16 protein-coding genes and 1 pseudogene are annotated in these 18586 nt (G+C 64.8%); 7 read left to right on the forward strand and 10 right to left on the reverse strand.

From position 1 onward, the window contains the following. Positions 1–24: 24 nt before the first annotated feature. The 4 genes from AC5RVB_RS07435 (at position 25) to AC5RVB_RS07450 (ending at position 3765) form a co-directional block, all read left to right on the forward strand. Positions 25–957, forward strand: a complete 933-nt coding sequence (locus tag AC5RVB_RS07435) for a hypothetical protein (RefSeq protein WP_494142349.1) — start codon at positions 25–27, stop codon at positions 955–957. 223 nt (positions 958–1180) lie between these two features. After that, a complete protein-coding gene (locus AC5RVB_RS07440) occupies positions 1181–1966 on the forward strand; it encodes a GNAT family N-acetyltransferase (protein WP_227928380.1) in 786 nt (261 codons plus the stop codon). Positions 1967–1982: 16 nt separating this feature from the next. Then, positions 1983–2486 carry a GNAT family N-acetyltransferase gene (locus AC5RVB_RS07445; protein WP_227928379.1) on the forward strand — a complete coding sequence of 168 codons (504 nt, stop codon included), beginning with the start codon at positions 1983–1985 and terminating at the stop codon, positions 2484–2486. A 10-nt stretch (positions 2487–2496) separates the two neighbouring features. Further along, a complete protein-coding gene (locus AC5RVB_RS07450; protein ID WP_494142350.1) occupies positions 2497–3765 on the forward strand; it encodes a glycosyltransferase 87 family protein in 1269 nt (422 codons plus the stop codon). A gap of 59 nt (positions 3766–3824) precedes the next feature. Here AC5RVB_RS07450 and AC5RVB_RS07455 read toward each other — a convergent pair. The 9 genes and pseudogenes from AC5RVB_RS07455 to AC5RVB_RS07495 form a co-directional block, all read right to left on the reverse strand. Next, positions 3825–4283, reverse strand: a pseudogene (locus tag AC5RVB_RS07455) (GNAT family N-acetyltransferase); the annotation flags it as partial. 42 nt (positions 4284–4325) lie between these two features. Continuing rightward, positions 4326–4751, reverse strand: a complete 426-nt coding sequence (locus AC5RVB_RS07460) for a MarR family winged helix-turn-helix transcriptional regulator (RefSeq protein ID WP_494142351.1) — start codon at positions 4749–4751, stop codon at positions 4326–4328. A gap of 35 nt (positions 4752–4786) precedes the next feature. Next, complete coding sequence (locus AC5RVB_RS07465) at positions 4787–5683, reverse strand: alpha/beta hydrolase family protein (protein ID WP_494142352.1); 897 nt, start codon at positions 5681–5683, stop codon at positions 4787–4789. A 459-nt stretch (positions 5684–6142) separates the two neighbouring features. After that, positions 6143–6943, reverse strand: coding sequence for an HpcH/HpaI aldolase family protein (locus tag AC5RVB_RS07470; protein ID WP_494142353.1), 801 nt, complete (start codon positions 6941–6943; stop codon positions 6143–6145). After that, on the reverse strand, positions 6928–7713 hold the full coding sequence (gene hpaH / locus AC5RVB_RS07475; RefSeq protein ID WP_494142354.1) for a 2-oxo-hept-4-ene-1,7-dioate hydratase: 786 nt from the start codon (positions 7711–7713) through the stop codon (positions 6928–6930). Before hpaH ends, AC5RVB_RS07470 begins: the two co-directional genes overlap by 16 nt. Before the next feature lie 132 nt (positions 7714–7845). Beyond that, positions 7846–8943 (reverse strand): 3,4-dihydroxyphenylacetate 2,3-dioxygenase, encoded by a 1098-nt coding sequence (gene hpaD / locus AC5RVB_RS07480; protein ID WP_494142412.1) that lies wholly within the window; start codon positions 8941–8943, stop codon positions 7846–7848. A 50-nt stretch (positions 8944–8993) separates the two neighbouring features. After that, complete coding sequence (gene hpaE, locus AC5RVB_RS07485; protein WP_494142355.1) at positions 8994–10511, reverse strand: 5-carboxymethyl-2-hydroxymuconate semialdehyde dehydrogenase; 1518 nt, start codon at positions 10509–10511, stop codon at positions 8994–8996. A gap of 92 nt (positions 10512–10603) precedes the next feature. Further along, positions 10604–11311 (reverse strand): GntR family transcriptional regulator, encoded by a 708-nt coding sequence (locus AC5RVB_RS07490; RefSeq protein ID WP_494142356.1) that lies wholly within the window; start codon positions 11309–11311, stop codon positions 10604–10606. 11 nt (positions 11312–11322) lie between these two features. Continuing rightward, complete coding sequence (locus AC5RVB_RS07495) at positions 11323–12798, reverse strand: fumarylacetoacetate hydrolase family protein (RefSeq protein WP_494142357.1); 1476 nt, start codon at positions 12796–12798, stop codon at positions 11323–11325. A gap of 436 nt (positions 12799–13234) precedes the next feature. On the opposite strand from AC5RVB_RS07495, the gene AC5RVB_RS07500 reads away from it, so the two are divergent. From AC5RVB_RS07500 to AC5RVB_RS07510, 3 genes are all read left to right on the forward strand, one after another. Continuing rightward, positions 13235–14047: a hypothetical protein gene (locus tag AC5RVB_RS07500; RefSeq protein ID WP_494142358.1), complete on the forward strand. Its 813-nt coding sequence runs from the start codon at positions 13235–13237 to the stop codon at positions 14045–14047. A 35-nt stretch (positions 14048–14082) separates the two neighbouring features. Continuing rightward, the gene (locus AC5RVB_RS07505; RefSeq protein WP_494142359.1) at positions 14083–15705 is read left to right on the forward strand and encodes a DUF262 domain-containing protein; all 1623 of its coding nucleotides are present in this window, start codon (positions 14083–14085) and stop codon (positions 15703–15705) included. Between the two features lie 338 nt (positions 15706–16043). Next, a complete protein-coding gene (locus AC5RVB_RS07510) occupies positions 16044–17123 on the forward strand; it encodes an alkene reductase (protein ID WP_494142360.1) in 1080 nt (359 codons plus the stop codon). A 101-nt stretch (positions 17124–17224) separates the two neighbouring features. Here the strand turns inward: AC5RVB_RS07510 and AC5RVB_RS07515 are convergent, their stop codons facing one another. Further along, positions 17225–18400 carry a DUF8173 domain-containing protein gene (locus AC5RVB_RS07515; RefSeq protein WP_494142361.1) on the reverse strand — a complete coding sequence of 392 codons (1176 nt, stop codon included), beginning with the start codon at positions 18398–18400 and terminating at the stop codon, positions 17225–17227. Between the last annotated feature and the right edge of the window lie 186 nt (positions 18401–18586).

Raw genomic sequence — 18586 nt, forward strand, 5'->3', positions numbered from 1 at the left:
GTGCCGGGTTGAGAGGAAACCGCTGTGGGTATTTTTGGCAACAAGTCCGCCGGAACGGAAACTCCGGATTCGCACCTGACATTCTTTTCAGTTTCCGACGCGAACGAGTTCCGGGCGGCAACCCGGCAGGTCTTTGCCGAGCTCGGCTACGAGGTTGATGTTTATCCGGACCACGCCGTGGACCGTGCGGGCCGAAAGTTCGGGTTCTGGAACATCGCCGCAGTCTGCCAGTCCGAGCCTCATCAGGTGTGGCCGGGGCTGATCCGCGGACACCTGCAGCGGCTGCTGACCAGCTTCGATACCCCTGACCCGTTCCAGGGCCTGTCCTCGGCGGACATCCCGGGCCGGACCTTCGCCCGGCTGTATGAAGAATCCGTGGTTCCCGAACTCGACGGCCACCCGCACCGCGAATTCGCGCCCGGAGTGATTGAAATGCTGGCACTGGACTTGCCGGACACCGTCGCGGTGTTCCGGCATGAGAACGCCAGAACCTACGGCGGCTATGCGGCGCTGCGGGAGCAGGGCCTGGCGAACCTGCACGGCCTGGACGTTGAACGGCTGGAGCATATGACCCCGCCCGAAGGCGGCACGGTCACCGCCCTGATCGGTGAATCCTTCTACACCGCAAGCCGTGCACTGCTGCTGCCCGGGCTGGCCACCGAGCTCACCGGCAAACAGATCCGGGAGGACTACGGCTGGCTGATGTGCATTCCGAACCGGCACCAGGTCGCCTGGCACGTCATCGAGGATGACTCCGTGATCGGGGCGGTCAGCGGCATGGCCCGGTTCGCCGCGGCCGGATACACCAACTCGCCCGGCCCGCTGAGCCCGCACGTCTATTGGTGGAACGGAACGGGCTATGAACAGCTCACCGAGGTGTCCGACGACGGCGGCCTGACTGTGAGGGTGGGCCCGGACTTCCAGGCGGTTCTCGAGTCGGTCATGGCAGCCCGGTAAGCCCTGCCCACCCCCAGCTGGCACCGTGCGGATGCCGGGCCGCCGCCGTTTTATGACGCTGCCCTGACACGTTGGACCGGCACCGCGTCCCTGACCGGGACAGCAGTTAGAATCAGCGCAGAAGACGCGGCGGGGGCCCGGGAGTACAACAGAAATACCGGCCCTCCGGCGGCCGGATACCCTTCCGGAGCCCGTCTTGGTCCCGTTCCCGGAAGAAGTAGAAATGCATCCCTTCACCCCCGCCTCACAGCAGGTCACCCTGCCGGTACAGCCGGCCGCCGCGGGGCAACGGCCCGGCATTGCCGGCTCGCCCCGGCCCTTCCTGCCGGACACGCTGCGCACCATCCGCTCCGCCCAGAACGGTGCCGGGCAGAAGGCCCGCCAGGTGACCCTGCTGCGCGATGATCCGGCCAAATCCGACGTTATGTCACTGCTGGCCCAGAACCGCGACCTGCTGTACCCCGGGCTGGGAGCCGGCGCAGCCGGGCTGACCCCTCCCTACCTGAAGCACCCGTCGGTGAGCTTCTGGACCGTGCGCGAAAACGGCACACTGCTGGGCTGCGGCGCACTCAAGGAACTTACCCCGCCAGTCCCCGGCAGCGGCACCACCGGCCTGTGCGGGGAAATCACGTCCATGCGCACCGCCGCGTACGCCCGCGGACTGGGTGTGGGCCAGGTGCTGCTGCAGCAGATCATCAGCAATGCCAGCGCCCGCGGCTACGCCTGCCTGCTGCTGGAAACCGGAACCCAGGACTTCTTCGCCTCCTCCCGGCGGCTGTACCAGCGCCACGGCTTTGTCGACTGCCGGCCGTTCGGCACCTACCGGGCGGATCCGGGCAGCATCTTCATGCGCCTTGACCTGCAGCCCGCCGCATCCGCAGCCGGAGCGGAGGCGGAGACGGCCGATGCCGCCGCAGCCCCCGCCGCACGGGAGCATGCCAAGCCCGGCACCCTGACCGCCATCCTCGCCGCCCAGCGGGCCATGGCGGCGCGGCCGCCGGTGCGCTGAGAGTGCCAGGCAAACCGTGAACCTGCAGCTCGATGACCCCTGCGCCCCGGATGTGCTGGCCCTGTTGGAAGAGCATCTGGCGGACATGTTCGCCACCTCCCCGGCCGAAAGCGTGCACGCCCTGGATCCGGAAGCACTGCGCGATCCGTCCGTCACTTTTTGGACGGTGCGCGGGCACGGTCTGCTGCTGGGCTGCGGCGCCCTGCGGGAACTGAACCCGCATCAGGGGGAAATTAAGTCCATGCGCACCGCCGCCTCCGCCCGCGGGCTCGGCGTCGCCACCCGGATCCTGCAGGGCATCCTGGCCGAGGCGCAGGCGCGCGGGTACCGGTCCGTGCTGCTGGAAACCGGCACCGAGGACTTCTTCGCCCCGGCCCGCCGGCTCTACGCCCGGCACGGGTTCACCGAATGCCCGCCCTTCGGCAGCTACACCGAGGACCCGCACAGCGTGTTCATGGCCCTGGACGCGGATACCTCCGGACGGTTCCCCGTCCCCGGCCGGCAAGAGACCGCCCACTAAACTGGCAGGCATGGCACTAACGACGGCGGAACCCCGCGCCCGTACCCGCACGCAGGTCCTCTGGCTCGCCGTCGGGCTTCCGGTGGCACTGCTGCTGGTGGTGCTGGGCGCGCAGATCCACGGGCTGGACTTCACCGTCTACCGTGAGGGCGCCCGGGCGTTCCTGGGCCTGGGCGAACACCGGCTGTATGACCCGGCGCTGGTGCAGACCGATACCCGCGGGCTGCCGTTCACCTATCCGCCCTTCGCCGCCCTGCTGCTGACCCCGTTCGCGTTCCTGCCCGAAGCCGTGGGGCTGGTGCTGATCACGGCCACCTCGTGCGCCTGCCTGCTGGTCACCGGGTTCCTCGTGGCCCGCTACCTGGAACGCAACGAGGTGCTCCCGGCGAAGCTGCACCATGCCCTCGGCGGCAGCACCGGCACCGCCGTCCTGGCCGTGCTGCTGATCGGTGTGCTGGGACCGTGGCGGGAGGGACTGGGCTTCGGCCAGATCAACCCGATGCTGATGCTGATGATTGTGGCGGACCTGCTCCGGCCGGCGTCCGCCAGGTTCCCGCGCGGCATCCTGATCGGCCTGGCGGCGGGCATCAAGCTCACGCCGCTGGCGTTCGGGCTGATCTTCCTGGTCCGGAAGGACTGGCGGGCCATCCTGGCCATGGGCGGGACCTTCGCCGCCACCGTGGCCGCAGGCTGGCTGGCCTCCCCGGAGCAGGCGCGGACGTTCTGGTTCGACTCGCTGTTTAATGCGGACCGGGTCGGCGACACGACGGATATGTACAACGTCTCGCTAAACTCGCTCATTGCCCATTTCGGCACCCCCGAGGCCCTGCAGCGTCCGCTCTGGCTGCTCGCCTCCGCCGCCGTCGTCGTCCTGGGGTTCCTCGCAATCCGGCGTTCGGATGCCCGCGGGGATGCCGTGGCGGCGATCAGCGGGAATGCCGTGGTGATGCTGGCGATTTCGCCGATTTCCTGGTTCCACCACTGGGTCTGGATCGCGCTGATTCTGCCCGCTCTCTGGGTGGCGGTACGACGGCGGCGGGCCGGGGTGCGTGCTGCGGGCACGGCCCTGCTGGTGGCGCTGGTGCCGGTGTTTATGCTCTCCTCGATTACCGTCACCATGATGCTCACCGGCACGGTGAGCGGTCAGGGACCGGTGGCGCTGGAGCTGTTCACCGGGCTGGGCGTGGTGCTGCCGGTGGCAGCGCTGGTCTTCTGGGCTACCGCTCCGGTGTCCGCGGATCCGTCAGCGGAGCCCTCCGGCCAGCCGAGCACCAGATAGACCTCCGGCAGCCCGGCATAATGCCGGTCCAGTTTCGGGCGGTGCTGCAGCCCGGAAGCCTGCGCGGTCCGCTGGGAGAGGATGTTGGAGGCGGTGGTCCGGGCCAGCACCGGCAGCTCCGGCAGTAGTTCCCGGCCGCGGCGGACGGCTTCGCGGGCCCCTTCCTTCGCGTAGCCCCGCCCCCAGACGGCGGGGTCATACCGGTAGTAGAGATTCAGGATTTCCCGGTCATCCACCAATGCCCGCTGCAGCCCGGTAAAGCCGATGACGGTGCCGGGGGCATCCCGCTCCGCCACGGCCCAGTAGCCGAACCCTTCGCGGTCCCAGTGGTCCAGGAAATCCTGCAGCAACTTCGCCGCGGACTGCGCGGTGGGCGTCACGGGATTGTGCAGGTTGGTGCGGGGGTCGGTATGGATCCGGAGCGCGGCGTCGTAGTCCGTGCGTTCCAGCCGGCGCAGCAGCAAATGCTGGGTGGTGGCGGGGCTCCAGTCGGCGGGGTTCTGACTCATGCGGCCCATCCTAGGCTGGCCCTCCCCCGGTTTTGGGAGGAGCCGCCCCGCTCAGTCCAACGCCGTGGAAACGTGCCGCAGCCAGCGGGCCACCGTTTCCAGTTCCTCGGGACTGAAGCCGTCATTGATGCGCGTGTTCAGTTCGTTGATGGCCCCGTGGACGACGCCGAGCGCCTCCGTTCCGGCCGGCGTCAGGGACAGGCGGATGGTCCGGGCATCGGCCGGATCAGGTGCACGGGTGATGAGCCCGGCGGACGCCATCCGGGACAGCAGCCCGCTCAGTCCGGCCGGGGACGCCTGCACCGCATCGGCCACTTCACCCGTGCTCGCGCCGGGATGGGAGGCAACATAGAGCAGCACCCCACCGGCGGAGGCGCTGATGCCGCGTTCCTTGCCCCGGCCGGCAATCCAGCGGCGCAGCCGGCGCTCGGCAGTCAGCGTAAGGAAAAACAGGCGCGGCGGCTTCGCCGTACGCACTGCTTCCCCCGGCCCGGCACTCCGGCGGGGCGCGCCTACTGCGGGCTCAGCCCTGCTTTCTCCGTCAACCACGTCAGCACCTCCGGCCACAGCTTCTCACGCGAACTGCGGCGGAAGAAGCCCATGTGCCCGATGGCCGGAATGCCGGCGTCGGCAGGTGAATAGGTGCGCCGCTCCACCGGGGCGTTGACCAGGTGGGAGAAGACCGCGTTGATCTGCCCCGGCGTCGCCCAGAGATCGTCGGTGAACCCGATCACCAGGGCGTCGGTCTTCACCTGCGCGGTGCGCCGGGCGGCATCCATGCTCGGATCATCAAAGAAGTAGTTCGGTTTTTTGCTCCAGCCGCTCCACTCCAGCATTGCGGCGCCGGGCATGTCCTCCCCCAGGCCGAGCTTCCGGCCGGGCACGGCGCCCAGCAGCCGGCCGGTCAGCGGACCGAGGAAGCTCAGGATCAGTCCCACCCGGAACCGTTCCTTCCTGTCCTCAATGGCCCTGGTGACACCGGCGTGCGAGGCCACGCCCACGAATCCGCGCAGGTCCTCCAGCCCGTTGTTCAGCGCCATGGCGTGGGCGCCGAGGCTGTGGCCCACGGCCAGGTGCGGCAGGTCGGGGAAACGGTCCCTCATCCAGGCCGACGTCGCCGGGACGTCCTGGTTCATCCAGTCGCGCATCCTCAGCTGCCGGTTCGCCTTCGGGCTGCCCGAGGCGCCGGTCCCGCGGTAGTCATAGGTCAGCACGGCAAACCCGTTTTCGGCCAGGTATTCGCTGAAGCCGGTGTAGAGCCGTTCCGCCACCGCCGTTGCCGGATGGATGACGACGGCGGCCAGGGGCGCGCCGTCGGGTAGGCGCAGGGTTCCGGCCACCGCACCGCCGGCGGGAACCGGGATGGAAATCCGTTCGGCAATGATCGAGGTCACGTCATTATTTCGCATGCGAAACAATATACATGGGACGAAGGGTTGCGGATACCCTTCCGGCTCGGACTTCTCGGCCTGGGGTGAGTGGCGGGCAGGCTGTACGGGCCCGGCACTTTGCCGCCGGTTTGTGGATTCCCTGCCGGTTTGGGTTTGTACTGCCGGTTTGGGTTTGTGCTGCTGGTTTGGGTTTGTGCTGCCGGTTTAAACGGGCAGCAAAAACCCAAACCGGCAGCAGATTCCCGAACCGGTCGGTTTCCAGGCCGGGACTCTCCCCGGCCCGCACCGGCCCGCACAGATTCCCACGGAGTGTTACTGGTGCGACCCGTGGGGAAACATCCGCCCCACCCGCACCAGAGCGTGGGAAAACCGAGTCACCGCGAGGCTGGCAGCCAAACGAGAAGGCACAAATTACCGATTTTCAGCCGAAAAACGGTAATTTGCGCCTTCTCGATTCCCGCGAACCCTCCGGCCCGCTTAGTAACTGGCCCGCGTCCCTCCCTCCGCGGCGGGAATGTACTTCGCCGCCAGCGCCTCGCTCCCCCGGGCCAGCATCGCGACGTCGGCGCCCACCAGGATAAAGTCCACCCCGGCGTCGATATAGCGCCGGGCAGTGGCCTCGGCGAAGGCGTTCACACCCACCGGTTTGCCGGCGGCCTTCACCGCCCGGATGCAGTGCTCCACGGCGGCGACCACGTCGGGGTGCTCCTGCTGACCCAGCAGCCCCATGGAGGCGGCCAGATCGGCCGGGCCGAGGAACAGGCCGTCCACTCCCTCGACGGCGGCAATCGCCTCCACGTTTTCCACCGCGGCCACGGACTCGATCTGCACCAGCAGCGTCACGGACTCCGCGGCGTATTCCAGATACCCGTCGATCCGGTTCCAGCGCGAGGCGCGGGCCAGGGCGCTGCCCACGCCGCGGATCCCGTGCGGCGGATACCGGACGGCGCGGACCAGCTCGGCGGCCTGCTCCGGGGTGTCCACCATGGGAATCAGCAGGTTCTGCGCGCCCAGGTCCAGGTACTGCTTGAGCAGCACCGCATCCCCGATGGGCGGGCGGACCACGGCGGTGACCGGGTAGCCGTGCACGGCCTGCAGCTGCGCCAGCAGGGATTCAATCCCGTTGGGACTGTGCTCGGCGTCGATCAGCAGCCAGTCCAGGCCGGAGCCGGCACAGATTTCAGCGACCAGCGGGCTGCCGGAGCAGACCCACATGCCCGTCTGGCGGCCGCCGGCGGCCAGCCGGGCGGCGAAGGTTTCCTCTACTCGAAGCGGCATGTGATGGTTCCCAACGGTCCGTAGTCAGCGAAGACGGTATCGCCCTGGTAGACCCACATGGGCCGGGTGAACGATCCGGCGAGGATAATTTCCCCTGCCTGCAGCGAGGTGCCGTGCACGGCGAGCTTGTTGGCCAGCCAGTACACGCCGGCGGCGGGGTGGTTCAGCACGCCGGCTGCAACGCCGGTTTCCTCGATGCCTTGGTTGCGGTAGAGCAGGGCGGAGACCCAGCGGAGGTCGACGTCGGCCGGCTTCACCGGATTGCCGCCCACCACCATGGCGCCCATCGCCGCGTTGTCGGAGATGGTGTCCACAATGGTCCGGCCGTCCATCTCGATCCGCGAATCCAGGATCTCCAGGGCCGGCACCACGTAGTCCGTGGCGTCCAGGACGTCGAAGAGCGTGCAATTCGGGCCGGCCAGCGGCCTGCCCAGCACAAACGCCAGCTCCACCTCGATGCGGGGATGCGTGTAGGCGTCCCACTGCAGAACGGCGCCGTTCTCCAGCACCATGTCATCCAGGATCACGCCGTAGTCCGGCTCGGTAATGCCGGTGGCTGCCTGCATGGCCTTGGAAGTCAGGCCGATCTTGTGCCCGGCCAGCTTCCGGCCGGAGGCCAGCAGCCGGTCCGCCCAGAGGTTCTGCACCGCGTAGGAATCCTCCACGGTCATCTCGGGATAGCGAGCGGTCAGCAGCGGCACCGGGGTCCGGGTCCGCTTGGCTTCGACCAGTTCATCGGCCACCGCCTTCAGGGTCTCTTTATCTAGCACCGTGCTGCTTTCTGTTCGGTAAAACTAAGGATGGGACGGGGTGGGACCAGCGTCCGGGAGGACGACGACGGCGCCGGGCTCGCGCCGTCGTCGTTACCGCGCCGTCGTCGGGCCTTTCCGGCGGGGCCGGGCCTAGAGCTGGGAGCCGATCTTGAAGCCCTTGGCGGCCTCGCCCGCGTAGCTGCCCGACTCGTCGTCGGGCCGGGTGTAGGAGAACCCGTCCGCGCCGATGGTGACCGCCATTTCGGAGGTTTCGGTGCGGGTGGTCAGCGACTGCGGGTTGCCGTCCAGGTCCAGCACCAGAGAGGCCTCGGTGTACCAGGACGGGACCACGGGGTTGCCCCACCAGTCGCGGCGCTGGTTGTCGTGGACGTCCCAGGTGATGGTGGGGTTGTCCGGATCGCCGGTGTAGTAGTCCTGCGTGTAGATCTCGATGCGGTGGTCATCCGGGTCGAGGATGTAGAGGTAGAAGGCGTTGGAGACGCCGTGCCGGCCGGGGCCGCGTTCAATCCGGTCGGAGATGCGCAGGGCGCCCATCTTGTCGCAGATCTGGATGATGTTGTGCTTTTCGTGCGTGGCGAAGGCCATGTGGTGCATGCGCGGGCCGTCGCCGCCGGTCAGGGCGGTGTCATGCACGGTGTGCTTGCGGTGCATCCACGCGGCGTAGGTGACGCCGTCGGAATCCTTGATGTCCTCGGAGACCCGGAAGCCCAGGTCCTCCAGATAGGCGCGGCCGCGGGGCACGTCCGGGGTGACCTGGTTGAAGTGGTCCAGGCGGACCAGTTCGCCGGCGGAGTACAGGTCATAGCGCTGGGTGAGGCGCTCCACGTGCTCGGTTTCGTAGAAGAACTCGTAGGGGAAGCCCAGCGGATCCTCCACGCGCACACTGTCGCCAATGCCCTTGACGAAGCCATCCTTCCGGCGCTCGGTGCGGCAGCCCAGTTCCTTGTAGTAGGCCTCGGCCACGTCCACATCTTCGGGGCTGCGGACACGGTAGGCCAGGGCGGCGACGGCGGCCACCGGGCCCTTCCGCAGCACCAGGTTGTGGTGGATGAACTCCTCCAGGGAGCGCAGGTAGATCGCGTTCTCATCCTCTTCGGTGACGTGCAGGCCCAGGACGTCCACGTAGAACTTCCGCGACCGTTCCAAGTCCGTGACCACCAGGTCCGTGTAGGCGCAGCGGACAATGTCCGGCGGGGCAATGCCCGGGGTGGGGATGCGGTTTTCAATCTCCATGGTTTTGCTCCTTTGCAAAAGTAAGGCGATGTGTCCGGGACTCTTTAGCCGTCAACCTTGGCGGCGTCGTCGGTCCCGAACTTGGGCGTGTGGACTGTGCCCAGGGTGATGTGCACGGCCTGCTGGTCGGTGTAGAAGTCGATGGAGCGGTAGCCGCCCTCGTGGCCCAGGCCGGAGGCCTTCACGCCGCCGAAGGGGGTGCGCAGGTCGCGGACGTTGTGGCTGTTGAGCCAGACCATGCCGGCCTCGGTGTTCTGCGCAAAGTTGTGAGCGCGCGTGAGGTCGGACGTCCAGATGTAGGCGGCCAGGCCGTACTTGGTATTGTTGGCCAGTTCCAGCGCTTCGGCTTCGGTGTCGAACGGGGTGATGGCGACGACGGGGCCGAAGATTTCCTCCTGGAAAATCCGGGCGTTGGGGGCGACGTCGGCGAAGACGGTGGGGGCAATGTAGTTGCCCTCCTCCAGGCCTTCGGGGCGGCCGCCGCCGGCCAGCAGACGGCCTTCGGTCTTGCCGATTTCCACGTAGGAGGCGACCTTTTCGAAGTGTTCGGGGTGCACGAGGGCGCCCACCTGGGTCTTCGGATCGTGCGGGTCCCCGACGACGATGGTCTTGGCGCGGGCGGCGTAGCGTTCGCAGAACTCGTCATAGACCGGACGCTCGACCAGAATGCGGGAGCCGGCGGTGCAGCGTTCACCGTTCAGGGAGAAGACGCCGAACAGGGCGGAGTCGATGGCGGCGTCCAGATCCGCGTCGGCGAAGATGACGCACGGGCTCTTGCCGCCGAGCTCCATGGACAGGCCCTTCAGGTGCTCCGCGGCGTTGCGGAAGATGGTCTGCCCGGTGGTGGTTTCGCCGGTGAAGGAGATCAGCGGGACCTGCGGGTGCTTCACCAGCGCGTCGCCGGCTTCCTCGCCCAGGCCGTTGACCAGGTTGAAGACACCGGCGGGAACACCGGCCTCGGTGAAGATGTCCGCCCAGAGGGAGGCGGAGAGCGGGGTGAATTCGGCGGGCTTGAGCACCACGGTGTTGCCGGTGGCCAGGGCCGGGGCAAGCTTCCAGGATTCGAGCATAAACGGGGTGTTCCACGGGGTGATGAGCCCTGCCACGCCGATGGGCTTGCGGTTCACGTAGTTGATCTGCGAGCCGGGAACCTTCATGGCGTCGTCGAACTGCGCGACGATCAGGTCCGCGAAGAAGCGGAAGTTCTCCGCGGCGCGCAGGGCCTGGCCCTTGGCCTGGGTGATGGGCAGGCCGGTGTCGAAGGTTTCCATTTCGGCCAGGCGGGACTCCTGTGCCTCGACGGCGTCGGCGATCTTATTCAGCACCCGGGCACGTTCGCGCGGCTTCATTTTGGGCCACGGGCCGTTCACGAAGGCTTCACGGGCGGCGGCGACAGCGGCGTCGATGTCTTCCTTCTGCCCGGCGGCGGCGGTGGCGTAGGTCTTGTTGGTCACCGGATCCAGCACCTCGAAGGTGGCGCCGTTGGCGGAGTCCACGAACTTGCCGTTGATGAAGTGCTGGATGTGGGTGGGCAGGTTCTCCGGGACAAAGTGCGTGCTCATGGTTTCCTCTGGTCTCGAACTCGGCGGGGTGTTTGGGTCTGGCTCGTTGGATCAGCGGCCGTTTGGATCGGGGCTCGTTGGATCGGCGGCGGTTAGATCGGCGACGGCGGCTGGTTGGCCTGGGCCAGGAACGCGTTCAGCGTGTTGGTGCGGTGCGTACGGGCGGCTACTTCGATGACGCGCGGAGCGGCATGCGCCTCGATAAAATCCAGCAGCGCCGCGTGTTCCGCAACGGACGCGTGGGCCCGGTCCGGCACGTACCGGAAGACGGAGGAGCGCATGCGGCCCAGCCGGTTCCAGCCGCGGTGGACCAGGTCCAGGATGTGCGGGTTGGGGCAGCGGGCGTACAACAGCGCGTGGAACTCGGTGTTCAGCTGGGTGAAGCGGACCGGGTCGAAGTTGGCCAGCAGCTCGCGCATCTGGTCATTCAGGTCCCTGGCCCGGGCCAGTTCCTCGGCGGTGATGTCCGGGGCGGCCAGCGCGGTGGCGGCGCCTTCGATGATGCTGAGGGTCTGCATGGTGTGCAGGTACAGGTCCGGGTCTATGCCGGCCACGGTCGCACCCACATTGCGTTCAAAGTGGACCAGCCCTTCGGCTTCCAGTCGCCGGATGGCTTCGCGGACCGGGACGACGCTGAATCCCATCTCGGTGGCGATGCTGCTGAGCACCAGGCGATAGCCCGGGCTCATTTCGCCAGAGAGGATGCGTTCCTTCAGCTGGGTGTAGGCCTGCTCCGATTTGGAGCCGGTGGCGGTGCTTGTTGTTCCGTTCATGTCCGCGCTGATGGGTGCGGCGCTCATGGGTCCTTTGGTCATGCCTGTTCCGCTGCCCAGGCCTCGTACTTTTCCTTCCAGGCCGCGTTCATCGGGTACAGCCCGTCCACACCGTGGCCAGCCTTCACCATTTCAGCGATGAACTCTTCCTGGTGTTCCTGCTTAATGCAGGCCTCCACCAGCTCCTCGGCGAGGGCCGGCGGGATGACCAGGATGCCGTCGTCGTCGGCCACGATAATGTCGCCGGGCTGCACGGTGGCGCCGCCGCAGGCAATGGTGATGTCGGTATCCCAGGGGACGTGTTTGCGGCCGAGGACGGCGGGGTGCGGGTTGGCGCAGTAGACGGGCAGGTCGATGCCGGCCACGGTGGAGTAGTCGCGCACGCCGCCGTCGGTGATGATGGCTGCGGCGCCGTTGTGCTTGGCGCGCAGGGCGAGGATGTCGCCCAGGGTGCCGGTGCCCTTTTCGCCGCGGGCTTCCATGACCAGGATTTCACCCTCGCCCACGGAGTCGATGGCGCGTTTCTGCGCGTTGTAGCCGCCCCCGTGGGACTTGAAGAGGTCCTCGCGGTTGGGGACGAAGCGCAGGGTGCGGGCGGTGCCCACCACCTTGCGGCCGGTGCGGGTGCCGGTGAGGCCGTCGATGGAGACGTTGTTCAGGCCGCGGGCGCGCATCTGCGAAGACAGGGTGGCGGTGGCGACGGATTCCAGCTTGGCCTTCAGTTCCGGGGTGAGGGTCTTTTGCTGCTTTTCCGGCTGCGAGCCGAGGCCGGCCTTTTCGGCGGAGCCCCAGGCCTCTTCGCGCTGCTTGTCGTCGATCTTCGGCTGCGCGCCGAATTGAGCGAGCGGCGTCGTGCCGTCGGCGACGGTGGTGGCCAGGCGGCCGGTGGTCTTCTCCGTGCCGGGGACATCCACTTCGACTTCGAGGCGGTCGCCGGGGACGGCCACGGAGGCACCGGCGGGGGTGCCGGTGAGGATCAGGTCGCCCGGTTCCAGGGTGAGCAGCTGGGAGAGGTCGGCCACCAGCTGGGCGAAGGGGAAGAGCAGGTCTGCGGTGGTGTCGTCCTGCGCGAGGTCGCCGTTGACCCAGGTGCGGACGCGCAGGTTGCCGGGGTCGACGTCGGCCGCGCGAAGGATGGCGGGGCCCACGGGGGTGAAGCCGTCGCCGCCCTTGGAGCGGAGGTTGGAGCCCTTGTCTGCCCAGCGCAGGTCGTACACGCCCAGGTCGTTGCTGGCGGTCACTCCCCCGACGTAGCTCCAGGCGTCCTCGACGGTGACGCGGCGGGCGGTCTTGCCGATGACGAGGGCGATTTCGCCTTCGAAGCCGAGCAGTTCGCAGCCGGCCGGGCGTTCCACGCTGCCGCCGGTCAGGGCCAGGGAGGAGCTGGGCTTGAGGAAGTAGGAGGGCTGTTCCGGGGTGCGTCCGCGTTCTGCTGCCCTCGAGGGGTAGTTGATGTGGACGGCGATGACCTTGCCGGCCTGCTTCAGCGTATCCGTGGTGGCGTCGTTGCCCATGTCTCTCCTGAATCAGGTACGAAATCGTATATGATCAGGGTTACATGTGGTGGGGGTCACGTCAAGGCCGGCGAATTGGAAGACGATAGCCATACGTATACAGCGCCATCCCTAACCGCAGACCTTACGGCCACTTCTGCGGGGTGCCATGCAACCGCAAATTCGGTTACCCAATAACCTCTTCACGCCCAGCACTGTCACCGATCGCGACTCACCTAATCCAAACCCAACTGCCACAATCCCCATATGCAAGAATAATCATCATCATCATAAAAATGAGTCGAAATAGTTCTTGACTATATAGGAAACGGACATATCTGACAATCCGCAACCCTTGCTATTACACTGACCCGCTCTTGTCTCGCGGGAGCCACGCGGTGTGTTCGCTTCACACTACGAAGCAGGAGCTGCAGTCAATTATAGAAAGCAATGACGATTGGAAACAATGAAGAGATCCAGCAGGTTCATATTAATCTCAATAGTCGCTGGGCAATGGGGCATCATCGCAGGGCTGATAATTATCGGGCTGGGAGTGTGGGCAAATCAAGCCTCTTCCCTGTTAGGTACCATCGTAACGACAGTTGGAACAACAATCCTAACCGCTGCGTTCGTCGGGATAATCTATGAAGCCTTTCAGAAACAGATATTTGCTGGCGATCTACAGGGCATGTTCAACATCAGCGCTTCACTACAAGGATCTGGCATAACGAATATATCCGAACCCAAAAGCGAAATTATGACTAGTTTCTTTAGGGAACGCGAGTTGCATGTCATCCCTCTAAATCCTATTGACTGGTACTCAAACCACAAATCCGCGCTCTATAGTGCTGCACACAACCACGGAATCAAAGTTCAAATTTGGATACCGGAATACGATGAGCCATCAATCGCAGGGCTCCTAGCGCAAGGACAACAGACAGCCACGGATCTGGAGCTAGACCTTCGGAAGTTTCTGCGACAAGTAGAAGACGATTGGAACAATGCTTCAGTTCACCGCGAGTCCCACCTCGAAGTCCGCACCTATAGAGACGTTCCTCGCGTTGGCGTGTACTTCAGTGCATCCAAATCCATTCTTGAATATCAAGCTGCATCCCCTGAGTCACCAACGGTCTACAGGTCCACGTGGATAGAAGTCGATGCCGAAGGAGACTTCCACAAATGGTCGCTTAGCGAGGCGTCGCGTGTTGCTAAAAATCCTGGTGCTGGAACGCGGCTCTTGAGACCATCAGCCGCATCAAGTTCCGTATAATCGTCTTTCAATCCTGAGGAAGTGTAAAATTGACCATGTCTATGCACGGAAGAGAAACAATATCCCGCGACCACGCCATCAGCGATCTTCTTGAGATGATCCACAGCGGACAACTGGTTCTCCCCGAGTTTCAGAGAGACTTCGACTGGGGCCCAGATCGAGTCGCTCAGCTTCTGGCAACTATCGCTAAAAAATGGCCTATCGGATCACTGTTGTTGCAAGAGTTCCCCGGCGAAACATTCTATAAGCTACGCCCTATTGAAGGCGGACCGCTCGTTGATTCTAGCAGCGTTAGGTATGTCGCTTTAGACGGCCAGCAACGCTTAACGTCTCTCTACCAAGCTTTGTACGACGCAGGAGGTTCAATCTTTGCCGTGCGAGCAAAGGCACTACAGTCAAAACCGAATGTCTCGGACTTGGAAGAGGCGATTAGGGCTTTTGACAATAAGGAATGGGCAACTGTTGAGCAAAGCGATGTGACCCCCTGGGAGTGGATACCGTTTTCAGTACTCAAGAACCCCGTGGACTTTTTCATGTGGCGTGACCGAGTACTTTCCAGAACATCTGCGAACGATCGGGCGGAGGTTGGAGATCTCTTGTCAGTTGCATATACGAACGGACTTGAAGCCTTTAACACATATAGGATTCCCTCTACGATCGTCGAGTCTGGGCTTGAACCAGAGGCCGTTGCACGGATTTTTGAACGCGTCAATCGAGGAGGTATACCCTTGGGCGCCTTTGACCTAATGGTTGCACGGACGTTCGAACCTGAGTGGAACTTGAGGGACAAATGGGAAGAAGCCTGCGAAGCTTATCCAAAACTTCGCCAGTTTTTTGGTGAAGATGGAATACCGGTCATTCGGGTTATCTCTCTCGAACATTCGAGGAATGTACGGGAAGGAAGTGTTCTCTCCCTGAGCCCCGGCATTGTCCGCGCACGGTGGCAAATCGCTGTTGAGTCTATGGCGACCGCCTTAGATTTCCTCGAGGAACAGTGTGGTGTTATCGGCCCAGCGGTGCTGCCATATGGAGGTTTCCCGACTGTATTGGCAGCAGTTGCCATGAAGTATGAGCTGTCTGAGCTGGCGGACGATTTAGTCTCTTGGTACTTCTCTAGGGCTTTCGGCCTTGCGTTTGAAGGCGCCGTTAACACTATTGTTGTGGAAGAATATGATCGTCTTATTTCCTTATTCGGTGGCGTCGCGCTCAAGCCCTTCCCAATGGTCTCCATGACTTACCTGATGTCTTGCACACGGAAGCGAAAGGCAGCGCTCTGGAGAGCATTTATCAACCTTTTAAATATTGGCGAACCTCTGGATCTCTTGTCCGGCGCTCGGCTCGGGGAAGACCGCGTTATCCTATCGCTTCTTCTGGATACGTTCCCCTTAGATGGTATGGAAGAACCCCAAAATCAGCTTGTTCTAGGAAACATACTTGCTGCCGAGGATTCGTACCGTGAGGTGTCAAGGGAAGGAATGGAAAGGCTATACAGCGCGGAAATCAGCGTGGACGATGAACAGCTGTTCAGCTTTCGGCTACGATCACAACTCGTACCCGACATTTCATTATTTGCTAATGATCGCATGAGCTGGATAGAAGCTCGCGCAGAAATGGTGGACGCTAGACTGCGAGATCTCGTGGGCTACGGAATGAGCTGATTATGCGTTGACCGCGCTTTACCGTTGGACGCCTCAGCCTGCGGAGGCGTCCAACGACGCTGCCACGGTTCACTCCGTGCATGCAGGAAGTTGCAGCTCCTGACCTCGCACCCAAGTCCGCTGCCCCTGCCCCCTGCCCCCTGCCCCCTGCCCCCTGCCTTGATTATGAATAGTTCCGGGAGTGCCACCTCGGTTGCTCCGTCAAGTACCAAAAGGAACTATGACCTTCGACTGGCCTCCGCACCGGGGGAATATCTTGGTCCATGCTGTGAGTTGAAGTGGAGTCGGAGTCCAGCGCCTTGGGACTTCCCGCTGCGAGCAACAAAAGGAACCACCACTTGAAACTCTTTACCCCCCTCACCGTCGGCACCATGGAACTGCCCAACCGCCTCGTCATGGCACCGATGTCCCGCGTGCGCGCCGACCGCAGCGGCGTGCCCACCGACATCATGGTCGAGCACTACCGCCAGCGCGCCTCCATGGGCCTGATCATCAGCGACGGCATCTACCCGTCCTTCACCGGCCAGGGCAACGCCCTGATGCCCGGCCTGGTCACCGAGGAACACGTCGTCGGCTGGAAGCGCGTGACCGACGCCGTGCACGAGGCCGGCGGCCGGATTGTCGCCCAGCTGATGCACTCCGGACGCGTCGCACACGAGAACATCAACGGCGGACGCCAGCCGCAGGCCCCCAGCGCCATCGCGGTCGAAGGCATGGCCCACACCTACGACGGTAAGCAGCCCTTCCCGGTGCCGCACGCCCTCACCGAGGCCGAACTCCCCGGCGTCGTGCAGGACTTCGTCTCCGCCGCGCAGAACGCGATGAAGGCAGGGTTCGATGGCGTCGAGCTGCACGGTGCCAACGGTTACCTGCTGCAGGAATTCCTCTCCCCCGTCTCCAACACCCGCACCGACAACTACGGCGGCTCGCCCGAGAACCGGGCCCGGATGGTCATCGAGACCTTCCGTGCCGTGGCCGAGGCCGTCGGCGCCGAGCACACCGGCATCCGCATCTCCCCGGAACACAACATCCAGGGCGTGCTGGAAACCGACCGCGCCGACGTGACCGCCACCTACACCGCCCTGGTGGACGGCATCGCCGACCTGAAGCCGGCCTACCTGTCCATCCTGCACGCCGACCCGGCCGACGAGATGATCCAGGACCTGCGCCACCGCTTCGGCGGCCCGGTGCTGATGAACACCGGCTTCGGCACGGTCACCAGCCGCCAGGACGCGATCATGCTGCTCGAGGAGGACCTGGCCGACGCCGTCGTCGTCGGCCGCCCCGTCATCGCCAACCCGGACCTGGCCCGCCGCTGGCAGGAGGACCACCCGCTGAACGAAATCGACCAGGCCAACGTCTACACCGCCGGCGCCGCCGGCTACACGGACTACCCGATGCTGGAACCGGTTTCCTAGTCCAACCGAACGACGACGGCAGGCCTTCCGCATTGCGCGGGAGGCCTGCCGTCGTTTCGCCGAGCGTTCACCTACCCGGCTGTCCTTGCCGCCGAAGCGTGTCAGTTGGAGTCGACGGCTGGGGGCTGGTCCCCGCCGTCGCCCCTTCGCTGTTCGACGCCGGAAACGGCGGAAGCGCCGGTAGCGGGCGGTACCCGGCGCCAGGGACGACGGTCGTAGATTGCCAGCAGCTGGGCACCCAGTCCAAGGAACACCATGGCCAGCCATACGATGATGTTCAGCCACGGAATATGCAGCGCGACAATAAGAATCAGGCCTCCGACCAGCGCCTTCACCACCGGATGCTGGTTGCCGCGGAAAATGAGCCGGCCAATGAAGTAAGCACCGAAAACAAAGGTGGCGAGCGTCAGCGTGATCCAGACCAGCAGGACCGCCAGCCCCAGCGGGGCCCCGATGACCGTGGCCAGAAGGAGCACCACCACCAGCGGAACGGCGATTGATGCCACGAAACCGACCAGCAGCGCCAGCCATGGCCGGGGCAGGAGCCTGTCGGTCACGCGGTGCAGCAAACGGGGGAAGAGCCAGCCCGCGAGCACGGTGATAAGGCTCAGCGCAACCAGCGCATACAGCAGCCCGAGCAGCCACCCAACGAACTTCTCCCCCGCCGTGGGCTCCTGCTCGGGCTCCGGGGCGATGCGCTCCACGTTGCCGCTGACCGCATCCGCGGAGATGTTTGCCTCCTGGTCGGAGTTGTACGTGAGGTTGCCCCCGACCGTGCCGTTGATGGTGAGGTTTCCGACGCCGACCTCGACGTCCCGGCCGATCGCACCGGAGATGGCGATGTCACCCGCGGCGCCCACCAGGTCGTCCCCGAATGACCCTGCATCGGTGACGGTGAGGGTTGCCGCGAAAATTGTTCCGCTGCGCGCAACCTCACCGCTGATGGTCACGTCCTGCCCGGCGAGCCGGACGTTTCCGTCGACGTTGCCGGTAATGGAAATCGTCTGGGCTGCCGCGATCACGTCCCCTGTGACATTTCCGCTGATGGTGACGCTCTGGCCGGAGACGTACACGTCACCGGACACGTCATCCTGGACGTCGATGTTCACTCCGCTGTAGAACTGCGGACCGGAGCCGTCATTCACCACGGCAAAGGGTGCGGACTGCGGGCTTGAATCCGGGGACACGGCGAATGCGGCCGACCCCGTTGCCAGAGCCAGAATGCAGACGGCTAGAAGTGCGGAGAAAGCCCGCCGGGCAAGAGAGGGAAGTCTCATCGGAATGCCTTTCCGGAGGTACGGTGTTCGCCTGTTCTTCCTCGTCAGAGGGCTGATGCAGCGGTATCCGGCGTCTGGGCTGCCATGTGTATCCGGCGCCGCGCTCCTGCGGTCAATATCTTCAGTGTCCTGCAGATGTCCGCCGCGCAATAGAGGCGACGGCGCGGCTGGGCGGCACTGAACCGA

It is taken from the genome of Arthrobacter sp. Y3225209 (assembly GCF_059090685.1).

Bases quoted from the DNA above. Each gene is read 5' to 3' on its own strand.
- AC5RVB_RS07440 (WP_227928380.1), top strand. From the start codon at position 1,181: ATGCATCCCTTCACCCCCGCCTCACAGCAGGTCACCCTGCCGGTACAG.
- AC5RVB_RS07450 (WP_494142350.1), top strand. From the start codon at position 2,497: ATGGCACTAACGACGGCGGAACCCCGCGCCCGTACCCGCACGCAGGTC.
- AC5RVB_RS07470 (WP_494142353.1), bottom strand. From the start codon at position 6,943: ATGCCGCTTCGAGTAGAGGAAACCTTCGCCGCCCGGCTGGCCGCCGGC.
- AC5RVB_RS07495 (WP_494142357.1), bottom strand. From the start codon at position 12,798: ATGGGCAACGACGCCACCACGGATACGCTGAAGCAGGCCGGCAAGGTC.
- AC5RVB_RS07515 (WP_494142361.1), bottom strand. From the start codon at position 18,400: ATGAGACTTCCCTCTCTTGCCCGGCGGGCTTTCTCCGCACTTCTAGCC.
- AC5RVB_RS07490 (WP_494142356.1), bottom strand. From the start codon at position 11,311: ATGAGCGCCGCACCCATCAGCGCGGACATGAACGGAACAACAAGCACC.
- AC5RVB_RS07465 (WP_494142352.1), bottom strand. From the start codon at position 5,683: ATGCGAAATAATGACGTGACCTCGATCATTGCCGAACGGATTTCCATC.
- hpaE (WP_494142355.1), bottom strand. From the start codon at position 10,511: ATGAGCACGCACTTTGTCCCGGAGAACCTGCCCACCCACATCCAGCAC.
- AC5RVB_RS07505 (WP_494142359.1), top strand. From the start codon at position 14,083: ATGTCTATGCACGGAAGAGAAACAATATCCCGCGACCACGCCATCAGC.